We start from the raw sequence: 11,521 nt of genomic DNA, 5'->3' as shown, positions 1-11,521 counted from the left end.
GGGCGCCCCTCACACGTCACTCGTCCGGCGGTCAGGTACCCGACCGCGGGGCCGGTGGCAGAGCCGCCGGTACGTGGTGGGTGCCGCCGACCCGCTGCCACACCGACTGCTGGCCGACGCGGGCGCTCTGGGCCCCCGCGCTGTAGGCGCTGTAGCCGCCTCTGCCGCGCGGGATGCTCCTGAAGGCCGTGAATCCCAGCTCCTCCTCACCGCTGCGATCGCCCGGCAGCGATCGGAAGGACCTGACGTACTCGGCGTAGAGCGCGTCGTAGATCGGCGTGGCCGAGGGGCCGCCGTGGCGGTGGAAGGCGTCGTATGCGTACACGTATGTCCAAACGACCCCGCGCAGGAAGGGATGCGGCCCAGGTGACGGCCGTCCGGCAGCCCACCGGACGGGCTCAGGTTCCCGCCAGCGGCAGCGCCGCCGCGACCAGCTGTCCGTTCGCCGCCGCCTTGTCCAGCGCGTCCCGCAGCAGGTCCTCGCGCGGCTGCCGGCCGATCGATCCGACGGGCGCGGCGAACATCAGCACCTGCTGGTGCTTGTTGGCCGCCGTACGCCAGCCCTCGGTGACCTGGAGCGGCTGGTGCGCCTGCCACCAGGCCACCGGCCGGCCGCCGTTCGTCCCGGGCTGGAGCACCGCATGCAGCTGGCCCATCGCGAGCAGGACCGACCAGCCGTGCAGCACGGCAGGCGTGGACGCCAGCTCGGTGACCGGCATGAAGCCCTGCTCGATCAGCAGCGGCAGGAAGTCGTCACCGGCGCCGGCCGTGCCGGGCCGCGCGATGGGAGCGGTCGGCTCCACCACGAGGGCCGGGTGCAGCTCCCCGGCGATCAGGATCAGCCCGCTGGTGACACCGAGCACGGCCTGCTCGGGCGCGGCCTTCTCGGGGGCCGCGGGAGCGGGCTCCGAGCGGGCCTGGTCGGCGCTGATGGACCGCACCGCCCCCTGAAGCTGCTCCTCGGTGACCTTGACGACCTGCGAGGGCAGGCAGCCCGCGTGGGCGAACGCGAGCACGGCGGTCTCGTCCCCGATGAAGAGGACGGTGCTGGTGCGCTCCTGCTCACAGTCGCCCGGGGTGCGGCAGGACGTGCAGTCGTAGCTGCCCGGGGCGGACTCCCCGGCCAGCAGGCGGTCGGCTTCTTCGTCGCCGATCTCGGCGCGTACGTCGTCGCTGACGTCGAGCATGCGCGGCACGGGTGGCTCCCTCGGGATGCGGTGCGTGGCCGGACCGGGTGGCTCCCGGGCCGTGGTCCGGGCGGGTCCCCGGCTCATGCAAGGACAACGGGGGATCAGTGGCGGGAGTCACGCCCCATGGCCAACGGAATCGAACCATGCGGCGCTCGCGATCGTCCGAGGGCCGCGAGCGTCGCCGCACGCCCAAGTGGGGTGCGGCAGAACGGGGTTGGGCCGGCGCAACCGGTCGGGCCGTCCCGTCCGCGAGTCGACAAATCAGGAAATCAGCGAATGAACTGGGTGACCGAAAAGGAGTGCTGCCGGGCGCTCGCCCCCGTCGTGACCACATCGCAATCGGACACGGACAACCAGAAGGCGGGGTTCCGGGTCTAACCGGACGACGAGAAGCCCATGGGAGGAACCGCACCGCATGACGCCGCCGCCCCCGTCGGCCGCTCCGCTGCGCGCCGACTGCATCGGCGACTCCGCGGGCGGTCTGACCTTCGACGTCGCCGCGCGCGGAAACGCCGGGGCGGCCCTGCTCATCCTGCGCCGCCGCGCCGCCGGTGGCCTCGACGGCACGGGAGACACGGTCAGCCTGCCGCTGGCCCCGGCGGCGGAGGGCCGGCTGCGCGCCGCGCTGCCCAGCAGCGTGTCCCTGCCCGAGGGCCGCTGGGACGCCTACGCCCTCCTCTCCGGCGGCGAGCCGCGACGCCTGGTGCCCGGCGTCACCGATCTGCGCTCCCTCGCCGAGCGCATCCCCAGCGGGCTGCTGGGCCACGTCGCCGTCCGCATCCCGTACGCCACCCGGCAGGGCAACCTCACGGTCCGCAGCTGGCTGCGCGCCCCGCACGCGGAGGCGGTGGAGCTGCGCCTGGCGAGCGGTGGCCTGACCGTACGCGGGCGGGTGTACGGCACCCGGCTCGTGCCCGGGGCGGACGCCGAGCTGTGCGCCCGGCCGGGCGGTGGAGAGGGCGGCGAGGGCGGCGGCCGCGTACGCCGGGTGGACGTCGCCGCCGAGCGGACGGAGTTCGCCTTCACCGTGCCCTACGAGGGCCTGGAGCCGGGTGTCTGGGACCTGTGGCTGCGCCCCGCCGGTGACGCCGGTCCGGTGGTGCGCCTCGCGCGGCTGCTGGACGACGTCGCCGACAAGAGCCCGGTCCTCACGTTTCCCCGCGCGCGCGTGCGGACGCCCCACGGCCCGGCGGAGGCCGGGCCGTACTACACCCGGGACAACGACCTGTCGCTCGCCGTCACCCCGCTGGACGCCTGACCGGGTGTCCGATGTTCGATTGGCGTAAGTGATCCGCGGGCCGTTCCGCAAGGGCGTACGTGTGCTTTCGGAGGCGTTCGAGTACGGAATGCGGGGCTCTGACGGGGGCGCCCCGAAGCCTTTTGCGTCCGCCTTATCCGACCGGCTGCCGCGACATGCATAAATAGGCCTCGACTGCGTGTGGAACGCATGAAAAACCGTCCGTCCGTGTGAACGGGTTCCAGTAAAGCGGGCCACATGATCTTGTGACAGAAATGTGACCGTAGGTGCATCCGGGGCCCGCGATACCGGCCTGGGCTTCCCCGCTCCCGGGGCAGGGCATAGCGTGGCGGCATGGCACCGATTCCGACACCCCCCGCCGAGCCCCAGGACAGTCCGGACACCTACGTCGGCCTCGATTCCGACGCGGCCGAACGGCTGGCGCGGGAGCGGGGCTGGTCGACGGTGCGGTCGCTGGCGCCGGGCACGGTCATCACCATGGAGTACCGCGTGGGCCGCCTCAACTTCGAGGTGAAGGACGGCCGGGTGTCCCGCGCCTGGAAGGGTTAGGGCAGGCCCTGGGCCCGGTCAGCCGCCCGACAGGGGCCGTGCGGCCGGGGCCGTGTTACGCGTGTGCCGGTCGGCGTGCGGCGGCCGGCGGCTGCCGGCCGGGGTCACCGGCGTACGGTCCGGGCGGACCGTGTGCGGACCCGGCGCCAGGTGGCCCGCGGCCCGGGCGGTGCGGGACGCGGCGACCGGCTCGCGGGCCGGTGTCTCGGGCCGGCCGGAGCCGGGCGGGGCGACGGGTACGGGCGGGCCGAGCGGCCGCTTCGTCGGGCCCTCGCGGTCGCGGCGGGCGTACCAGCGGTCGCGCAGGCCGAGGATCCACGCCTCCGCACGGGTGATCAGCGGCTCGAACCAGGGAAGCGCCAGCAGGATCAGCAGGCCCGCCACCCAGCCGAGGATCACGTCGCTGAGCCAGTGCGTGCCGAGGTAGACGGTGGACATGCCCACCCCGAGCGAGGTGACCGCGGAGACCGCGGACAGCCAGCGCCGGGTTCGGTGCGTCGAGGCCAGGTAGGCGAGGATGCCCCAGGTGACGACGGCGTTCGCGGTGTGACCGCTCGGAAATATATCGCCGCCGAGCCACATCTCGCTGGCGCCGATCGTGGTCGCGTAGTGCGGTCCCAGCCGCCCCATGCCGTACTTGGCGGCGCCGACCGTGACGTTCAGCAGGAGCAGTGAGACGCCCAGCGCCAGCATCGGACGCAGGGTGTGCTGCCGCCAGGAGCGCCAGCCGAGCCAGGCCGCGACCATCACGGCGGTGGGGCCGCGCTGGCCGAGCACCACGTAGTAGTCGACGAACGCGTGGATCTCCGGCCACTGCTGGTAGGGCCGGAAGAACATGACCTGCCAGTCGAGCCGGACCAGCCACGAGGTGATCACTACGGCCCACACGATCGCGATGTAGAACGCGAGGGTCCCGGCGAACAGCGCGATCCTGTGCCGGGACATCTCCGGCACGTCCAGGAGCGCCGGTCGTTCCGGCTCCCGGTCCAGTCTCGCGAACACCCGGTCCAGACGGGTGGGCTTCCGTTCGATACGCACCCAATCGACGTTACAGCGAGTGAGGAGTGATCCCGGCCGAATCAACGGCTTTGTGATGACGATGTGATGTGGGATTCCTCTCAGGCGGTGCCCTATTTCCGGGTAATCCGCAATCTCGCCCGGCCGCGGACTTCAATTCCTTTGATCTGTCCGGCCGACGGTTTTATCGTGCTTTTGAATTCGTTCACCGAATGCTGGTGCGGAATTGTCCCGGTGGTCACCGGGCGGACGGCGCCGGAACCTGGCGGGACCCGGCCGGTCAGGGCGGGCCGGAGCCGTTCAGCCAGAACGCCCCGTACACTGCCGCCGCCACCGCGACCCCGCACACGACCGGCGCCGACCTGGCGGTGCGCAGCCGGGCCAGGCCCACGGCCAGGGGGAACAGCAGCGGGAACGCGGGCAGCAGCAGCCGGGGCTTCGAGCCGAAGTAGCTCGACGCGCACAGGGCGAGCACGGTGACGAGCCCCGCGTACACCAGCAGCGGGAGCGGCTGTCGCTGCCGTACGCACACCACGTACAGCCAGACCAGCAGCGCGACCCCGATGATCAGCCCGACGCCCGCCAGGGCCGCCGGGAACGACGTGAACTTGGCGGCGACGAAACGGGCGAAGGCCGCGCCCCCGTCGAAGCCGTTGCGCCAGCCGGCCTGTACGTCGAGATAGCCGAGCGGGCCCCCGCCGGTGCGGTGACCGACCCACAGGACGTAACCGGCCGCCCCCAGGGGTGCGAGCAGCATGCCGAGCACCCGCCGCGCGCGGTCCCGGCCGTCGCGGTCGTCCCGGTCCCGCGTGAACGCCGCGATCGCGGCCACCCACACCGCCGCCGTCACCGCGAGCCCCACCGGGCGGGTCAGCCCGGCCAGCGCGGCCAGCGTCCCGGCCGTCACCCAGCGCCCGGTCAGCACCGCGTACAGCGACCAGGCGGCCAGTGCCGTGAACAGGGACTCGCTGTACGCCATCGACTGCACGACACCGACCGGCAGCACGGCCCACAGCAGCACCGCGCACACGCCGACGCGGCGGTCGTACACGTGCTCCGCCACCGCGAAGATCCCCCAGGCAGCGGCGAGCGAGGCGAGCAGGGAGACGACGAACCCGGCGTCGGCGTACGACAGCGGGGTCACCGCCGCGCCGAGCCGCTCCAGCCAGGGCAGCAGCGGGAAGAACGCCAGGTTGGAGTGCACGTCGCCGTTGGGTAGCCGCACCTCGTAGCCGTATCCCAGCTCGGCGACCCTGGTGTACCAGAGGGAGTCCCAGCGGGCCGTCAGCAGCGTGTACGCGTTCTTGTCGCGCGCGGCACTCCACAGGGCCAGGGCGAGCAGGCCCAGCGCGCGCACGGCCGCGTAGCCGAGCAGCGCCGGGGCGGCCCGGCGCAGGGCACCGGACGGACCCGGGGTGCCCCGGCGGGCCGCGTCGCGCGTTTCAAGATCGGTCACGGGCCCGATTATCCGTCGGCCGCGGGGGCGGGGGTCCCGCCGGGGCGGGTGGCACGGTGGCCGCAGTGGCGCACGCCACACAGGTGACGCGGGATGTGTGAGACCCGACACGTGTGCGGTGCCCGGTCTCGCGTACTCTGGCGAGTCACTCGCGTTCCGCTGCACGGCCCGGAGCCCCCCGCTCCTCTCCGGCCGAGCCAGGGGGAGTCCCCACCCCACGGCCCGCCGGACGCGAGGGAACATCTTGGAGGTACGTACATGTCCGGGACGACCACGGCTGCCGCCGCGCCGCGCCGTCGGGCGGCCGGGGCCGGTGCCAACCGCTGGGTGGTCCTGGTCGTCCTCTGCGTCAGCCTGCTGCTCGTCGCCGTCGACGCGACCGTGCTGCACGTGGCGGTCCCCGCCGTCACCGAGGACCTCCGGCCCGGCGCCATCGAACTGCTCTGGATCGTCGACGTCTACCCGCTCGTCTGCGCCTCGCTGCTGATCCTCTTCGGCACGCTGGGTGACCGGGTGGGCCGCAGACGGGTCCTGCTGCTCGGCTACGCCCTCTTCGGCGTCGCCTCCGCGCTGGCGGCCCTCGCCGAGACCGCCCAGGTGCTGATCGCGGCCCGCGCGCTGCTCGGCGTGGGCGGCGCCATGATCATGCCCGCGACCCTGTCGATCCTGCGGCAGGTCTTCCCCGACCGGCGGGAACGGGCGCTGGCCATCGGCATCTGGAGCGCCGTGGCCGCGGTCGGCGCGGCGGTCGGTCCGCTGCTCGGCGGCTTCCTGCTGGAGCACTTCTGGTGGGGCTCGGTCTTCCTGGTCAACATCCCGCTGATGCTGGTCAGCCTGCCGGTGGGGCGGTTGCTGCTGCCCGAGTCGAAGGGCGACGGCCACGGGCCCTGGGACGTGGCCGGCGCGCTGATGGCTGCGGGCGGCCTGTTCGGGGTCGTCCTTGGGGTGAAGCGGCTGGGCGGCGGCGAGCCGGTGGCGAGCCTGCTCACCGTGCTGCCGCTGGTGCTGGGCGCGGCGCTGCTGGCGGGCTTCGTACGGCGGCAGCGGCGGCGCACGTATCCGCTGGTGGACCTCGCGATGTTCCGGCGGCCGGCGTTCAGTACGTCGGTGGGGTGCATCGTGCTGGCCATGCTGGCGCTGGTGGGTCTTGAGCTGATCGCCGCGCAGTACCTGCAGCTGGTGCTCGGTCTTTCCCCGCTGGAGACCGGGCTGCGGCTGCTGCCGCTGACCTTCGCGGCGATGGCGGCGGGGCTCGCGGGTGCGCGGCTGCTGCGGCGTTTCGGGCCGCGGCGGACGGTGTGCGCGGGGTTCTGCCTGACGGCCTTCGCGGTGGTGCTGCTCACGGCGATGGGCCGGGCCGACAACTGCGCGCTGCTGCTGACCGGGTTCGTCCTGCTCGGCTTCGGTCTGGAGACGACGCTGTTCGGGGCGTACGAGTCGATGCTGAGCGAGGCGCCGCAGGAGCAGTCGGGGGGCGCGGCGGCGATCGGGGAGACCTCTTACCAGCTGGGCGCCGGGATCGGCATCGCGTTGCTGGGCAGCGTGATGAACGCGGCGTACGCGCCCGGGCTGACGGGGGGCGTGCCGGGGGTGCCCGGGTCGGCGTCGGTGGCGGCGGGGCATTCGCTGGGGGAGGCGTACGAGGTTGCCGCGCAGCTCGGGGGGCCGGCGGGGGTTGCGTTGCGGCGGGCCGCGGGGGACGCGTTCGTGCATGGGCTGCATGTGACGTTGGTGGTGAGTGCGGTGTTGTTGCTGCTGGGGGCGGTGATGGCGTTGCGGTTGCCGCGGGTGATGCAGTGCGAGGAGGTCTCCGTGCCCGCGCCCCGGGGGGCGGTGGAGTCCCGCGTCTCGGTGTGACCCCGTGGCTCTCCCGCCCACGCACTGCCCGTTCACCGTTGGCCGAGGGGTGGCCGTTGCCCGCGGGGGGCCGAGGAGCCTCGGCGGCCGTCGGTCGTCATGGGGGTCGGTTCCGGGGTTGTGGCGTTGTGGGTACGCGCCGTGTGTGCCTGCTTCTCACCGCGTGTCGCCACCCACCCCCCGTTACTCACCGCAAGCCGCCGACGGTGGGTCACCCCCGCGGGCGACGTCCGCCCCGTTCCCGACGGTGAACGGGTGGTGCGTGGCCGAGGGACGGGCATGGTGGACGTGCGCAGCCGCGCATCGTAACGTCGGCGGCGAGAGCCGTGACTAGCGGCGCTAGTTTTAAGAGTCCCGAAGGGTGTCCTCATGGCCGCGTCCCCAAAGTTGCCCGCCTTCGACCCCGCCGACCCCCTCGGCATCGACGACCTGCTCGAGCCGGAGGACCTCGCGGTCCGGGACACCGTGCGGAGCTGGGCCGCGGACCGCGTGCTGCCGCACATCGCGGGCTGGTACGAGAGCGGCGAGCTGCCCGGCATCCGGGAGCTCGCGCGCGAGCTCGGGAGCATCGGCGCGCTCGGCATGTCGCTCGAGGGCTACGGCTGCGCGGGTGCCACCGCCGTCCAGTACGGGCTCGCCTGTCTGGAGCTGGAGGCGGCCGACTCCGGCATCCGCTCCCTGGTCTCCGTGCAGGGTTCCCTCGCCATGTACGCCATCCACCGCTTCGGGAGCGAGGGGCAGCGGCAGGAGTGGCTGCCGCGCATGGCCGGCGGTGAGGTCATCGGGTGCTTCGGGCTGACCGAGCCCGACCACGGCTCCGACCCGGCCAACATGCGCACCCACGCCAAGCGGGACGCCGGCGGCGACTGGGTGCTCGACGGGCGCAAGATGTGGATCACCAACGGGTCGGTCGCCGGTGTCGCCGTCGTCTGGGCCCAGACCGAGGAGGGGATCCGCGGCTTCGTCGTGCCGACCGACAGCCCCGGCTTCTCCGCGCCCGAGATCAAGCACAAGTGGTCCCTGCGGGCCAGCGTCACCAGCGAGCTGGTGCTCGACGACGTACGGCTGCCCGCCGACGCCGTACTGCCGGAGGTGACCGGGCTGCGCGGACCGCTCAGCTGTCTCTCGCACGCCCGTTACGGCATCGTCTGGGGCTCGATGGGCGCGGCCCGCAGCTCGTTCGAGGCGGCCCTGGAGTACGCGAAGTCGCGGGAGCAGTTCGGGCGGGCCATCGGCGGCTTCCAGCTGACCCAGGCCAAGCTCGCCGACATGGCGGTCGAACTGCACAAGGGGATCCTGCTCGCCCACCACCTCGGGCGGCGCATGGACGCCGGCCGCCTGCGTCCCGAGCAGGTCAGCTTCGGCAAGCTCAACAACGTGCGCGAGGCCATCGACATCTGCCGTACGGCCCGTACGATCCTCGGCGCCAACGGGATCTCCCTCGAATACCCCGTGATGCGGCACGCGACGAACCTGGAATCGGTGCTCACCTACGAGGGCACCGTCGAGATGCACCAGCTGGTGCTGGGCAAGGCGCTCACCGGACTCGACGCCTTCCGGTAAGAGGCCGGGGGGTGGGGCGGGGCCGTGGTCCGCGGCCCCGCCTCAGCTCTGGTTGAAGAAACCGTCGGAACGATGTGTTCCGGACTCACCGCTGATGACCTGGGTGTCGGCCGGGCTCAGCAGGAACACCCGGGTGGACACCCGCTCGATCGAACCGCGCAGGCCGAAGATGAGCCCGGCCGCGAAGTCGACCACGCGCTTGGCGTCGGTGCCCTCCATGGCCGTCAGGTTCACGATGACCGGGACGCCGTCCCGGAACAGCTCACCGATGGCCCGTGCGTCCCGGAAGCTGTCCGGGGTGACCGTCGCGATGCGGCGGCCCTTCTCCTCGGCCACGTCCGAAGCCACCTTGACCCGCGGGTCCGTGACCCAGGCGTCCCCGGGCTCGGTGCCCTCGGAGTAGTCGTCGTCGTAGTAACGCTCGTCATCGTTGTTGTCGTCGACGAGGCCGAGCCACGCACTCGCCTTGCGTACCGATCCCATGGACGCCTCCTCTCACAGCGGTCTTTCGTGCTTCCGCATCCCTATGGTCATCCATGATGCGGACGTCGCGCCAAGTGGATAGACGCCGCGCGGGGGGTTTGTGACGGTACTGGTGCACAGCGGATCCGTCGAGAGTCCTTGTGTCCCAAGGGTCGTTTCCCAAACGGCTGCTGACTGTGAGTGAAATATGATTCTTCACGGCACACGGGTGAGAGCGGGTGCGTACGGGTGAAGGCGGCGGTCGGTACGATGCCGCAGCTCAGCGTCGTACAACCACGGGGGAGCGTCGTGTTCGGAATCGTCAGGCCGTGCAGGCACCGGCTCGGAGAGAGCCTCACCAGTCAGTGGATGGCTCATTTGTGCGGATTGTGCCTCGCACTGCGCAAGGACCACGGGCAGTTCGCGCGCATCGTGACGAACTATGACGGTCTGCTCATATCGGTTTTGACGGAGGCTCAGGCCGCGCGGGACGGTGCGGGCGCCGGGCGGCGCACGGCCGGGCCCTGCCCGCTGCGCGGGATGCGCACCGCGTCCGTCGCGCACGGCGAGGGGGCCCGGCTCGCGGCGGCCGTGTCCCTGGTGCTGGCCTCGGCCAAGGTGCGCGACCACGTGGCCGACGGGGACGGCCTGCTGGCCCGCCGGCCGGTGGCCCTCGCCGCCCGCCGGATCGCCGGCGGCTGGGACGCGGCCGGGGCGCGCGGCGGCAGCGCCGTCGGCTTCGACACCGCCGTGCTGGTCGACGCCGTGGACCGGCAGGGTGGCATCGAGGCCCTCGCCGGACTCGGAACTCCCCTGCTCACCGTCACCGAGCCGACCGAGACCGCGACCGCCGCCGCCTTCGCGCACACCGCTCACCTCGCCGGGCGGCCGCACAACGCCGCGCCGCTCGCCGAGGCCGGCCGGCTCTTCGGCCGGCTCGCCCATCTCCTGGACGCCGTGGAGGACCGGGAGGCCGACGCCGCGTCCGGCGCCTGGAACCCGCTCACCGCCACCGGGACGCCGCTCACCGAAGCCCGGCGACTCGCCGACGACGCCGTGCACGGGGTGCGGCTGGCCCTGCGGGAGGCCGAGTTCACCGACGGGCGGCTGGTGCACCGGCTGCTCGTGCACGAGCTGGGCAATTCCGTGGACCGCGCGTTCGGCACCGTCTCGTGCGCCCACGGCAGCCATCCGTACGCCCCTCCCGGCACCCCGGGTGCGCCCGGTGGCCCCGGTGGGCCGACGCCCCCGGAGCCGCCGCGCCGCGACCGCCGCGGGCTGCTCGCCGGCTGTGCCGTGTGGCTCGGGCTGGCCTGCACGTGCCAGATGTGCTGCGGCACCTTCAACGACCCCTGGAGCGGGCAGCGCAGGGAGGGGCTCTGCTCCCAGTGCGACTGCGGCAACTGCTGCGACTGCTGTGACTGCTGCGGCAACTGCTGCGGCGACGACGGCTGCGGCTGCGGCTGTGACGGCTGCGACTGCGGCTGCAACTGCTGAATGCCCGCGGCCTCCGCCCATCGGGCGGAGCGCCCGCGCGCGTGGGCGTACGCATCGTCAGAGGTCTCCTGAGGGCGCGGGTATGGGGCGGCGCGAGGGGAGGGGGGCGCGGGTGAAGGCGGGACGGCAGGTCGAACCCGAGGAGACCCCGACGGGATCAGGCGATCAGCGGCTGTGGCGAGCGCGGATCGGGCGGTCAGCAGACCGGGGCAGGCAGAGGGGTCGGCTCAACAGGAACAGGACCACACTCGACCGAAGTCGATGTGGGAGCGCGTGACCAGCCACTGCTGCGGATGCATGGGCCAAGTGGAACAGGCATCCGGTTCCGCGTCAACGAACTGAGACGTGCGGCTCACAGTGTGGACAGCCTTGACAGCGGACGGAAAGAGCCCCGTACTCTCGGCGGACGGCCGTGCTGAGGGGCTCGGCCGTGTGAAGGCACCACCCACCGTGTCCGACTGACTCGATGTCACGGAGCCTTCGCATGTCCTCCGACACCCTCGACAAGTCCGCCGCCGTACCGGAAACCCCGGACGGGGCGGATCTCCCGCGGATCGTCCCGCACCATCGCCCCGGCCCGCCCGGCATCGGCCAGTACTGCGTCCAGACGCACCGCGCCGGCGGCACGGAGTGCTCCCGATGACCCGCCCCGCGCCCGACACCCGAGCCTCA

Annotated in this window: 11 protein-coding genes; 6 read left to right on the top strand and 5 right to left on the bottom strand. The window is 72.7% G+C overall.

Translation table 11 applies throughout. The features are described 5' to 3' along the window. Positions 1–31: 31 nt before the first annotated feature. On the bottom strand, positions 32–325 hold the full coding sequence (locus tag C4J65_RS05620; protein WP_003977067.1) for a hypothetical protein: 294 nt from the start codon (positions 323–325) through the stop codon (positions 32–34). Positions 326–398: 73 nt separating this feature from the next. Next, positions 399–1,196 (bottom strand): hypothetical protein, encoded by a 798-nt coding sequence (locus tag C4J65_RS05615; protein ID WP_115741381.1) that lies wholly within the window; start codon positions 1,194–1,196, stop codon positions 399–401. Positions 1,197–1,605: 409 nt separating this feature from the next. On the opposite strand from C4J65_RS05615, the gene C4J65_RS05610 reads away from it, so the two are divergent. Together C4J65_RS05610 and C4J65_RS05605 are read left to right on the top strand one after the other, a co-directional pair. Further along, entirely contained in the window at positions 1,606–2,448 is an 843-nt protein-coding gene (locus C4J65_RS05610; RefSeq protein WP_115741380.1) for a hypothetical protein, read from the top strand. Positions 2,449–2,781: 333 nt separating this feature from the next. Beyond that, positions 2,782–2,997 carry an I78 family peptidase inhibitor gene (locus C4J65_RS05605; protein ID WP_003977071.1) on the top strand — a complete coding sequence of 72 codons (216 nt, stop codon included), beginning with the start codon at positions 2,782–2,784 and terminating at the stop codon, positions 2,995–2,997. 18 nt (positions 2,998–3,015) lie between these two features. Here C4J65_RS05605 and C4J65_RS05600 read toward each other — a convergent pair whose 3' ends face one another. Together C4J65_RS05600 and C4J65_RS05595 are read right to left on the bottom strand one after the other, a co-directional pair. Further along, positions 3,016–4,035, bottom strand: a complete 1,020-nt coding sequence (locus C4J65_RS05600) for a phosphatase PAP2 family protein (RefSeq protein ID WP_115741379.1) — start codon at positions 4,033–4,035, stop codon at positions 3,016–3,018. A 259-nt stretch (positions 4,036–4,294) separates the two neighbouring features. Further along, positions 4,295–5,470: a glycosyltransferase family 39 protein gene (locus C4J65_RS05595; protein ID WP_115741378.1), complete on the bottom strand. Its 1,176-nt coding sequence runs from the start codon at positions 5,468–5,470 to the stop codon at positions 4,295–4,297. A 258-nt stretch (positions 5,471–5,728) separates the two neighbouring features. Between C4J65_RS05595 and C4J65_RS05590 the strand changes: the two genes are divergently transcribed. Together C4J65_RS05590 and C4J65_RS05580 are read left to right on the top strand one after the other, a co-directional pair. Further along, positions 5,729–7,327, top strand: coding sequence for an MFS transporter (locus C4J65_RS05590; protein WP_115741377.1), 1,599 nt, complete (start codon positions 5,729–5,731; stop codon positions 7,325–7,327). 369 nt (positions 7,328–7,696) lie between these two features. Next, positions 7,697–8,890 (top strand): acyl-CoA dehydrogenase family protein, encoded by a 1,194-nt coding sequence (locus C4J65_RS05580; protein WP_115741375.1) that lies wholly within the window; start codon positions 7,697–7,699, stop codon positions 8,888–8,890. A 42-nt stretch (positions 8,891–8,932) separates the two neighbouring features. On the opposite strand, the gene C4J65_RS05575 is transcribed toward C4J65_RS05580, so the two are convergent. Beyond that, positions 8,933–9,373: a cell division protein SepF gene (locus tag C4J65_RS05575; RefSeq protein ID WP_115741374.1), complete on the bottom strand. Its 441-nt coding sequence runs from the start codon at positions 9,371–9,373 to the stop codon at positions 8,933–8,935. Between the two features lie 288 nt (positions 9,374–9,661). Here C4J65_RS05575 and C4J65_RS05570 point away from each other — a divergent pair, with 288 nt between their 5' ends. Beyond that, positions 9,662–10,849: a DUF5685 family protein gene (locus C4J65_RS05570; protein ID WP_275898146.1), complete on the top strand. Its 1,188-nt coding sequence runs from the start codon at positions 9,662–9,664 to the stop codon at positions 10,847–10,849. A 484-nt stretch (positions 10,850–11,333) separates the two neighbouring features. Further along, positions 11,334–11,492 (top strand): hypothetical protein, encoded by a 159-nt coding sequence (locus C4J65_RS35990; protein WP_162833039.1) that lies wholly within the window; start codon positions 11,334–11,336, stop codon positions 11,490–11,492. Positions 11,493–11,521 lie beyond the last annotated feature (29 nt).

The sequence above is a fragment of the Streptomyces sp. CB09001 genome (genome assembly GCF_003369795.1).
Taxonomy (GTDB): domain Bacteria; phylum Actinomycetota; class Actinomycetes; order Streptomycetales; family Streptomycetaceae; genus Streptomyces.
Note: the sequence above shows the minus strand (reverse complement) of the source record. Positions and strands in the feature narration are given on the sequence as shown.

Excerpts from the sequence above, each read along its gene's own strand:
- C4J65_RS05610 (WP_115741380.1), top strand. The coding sequence starts at position 1,606 with ATGACGCCGCCGCCCCCGTCGGCCGCTCCGCTGCGCGCCGACTGCATC.
- C4J65_RS05605 (WP_003977071.1), top strand. The coding sequence starts at position 2,782 with ATGGCACCGATTCCGACACCCCCCGCCGAGCCCCAGGACAGTCCGGAC.
- C4J65_RS05590 (WP_115741377.1), top strand. The coding sequence starts at position 5,729 with ATGTCCGGGACGACCACGGCTGCCGCCGCGCCGCGCCGTCGGGCGGCC.
- C4J65_RS05580 (WP_115741375.1), top strand. The coding sequence starts at position 7,697 with ATGGCCGCGTCCCCAAAGTTGCCCGCCTTCGACCCCGCCGACCCCCTC.
- C4J65_RS05575 (WP_115741374.1), bottom strand. The coding sequence starts at position 9,373 with ATGGGATCGGTACGCAAGGCGAGTGCGTGGCTCGGCCTCGTCGACGAC.
- C4J65_RS35990 (WP_162833039.1), top strand. The coding sequence starts at position 11,334 with ATGTCCTCCGACACCCTCGACAAGTCCGCCGCCGTACCGGAAACCCCG.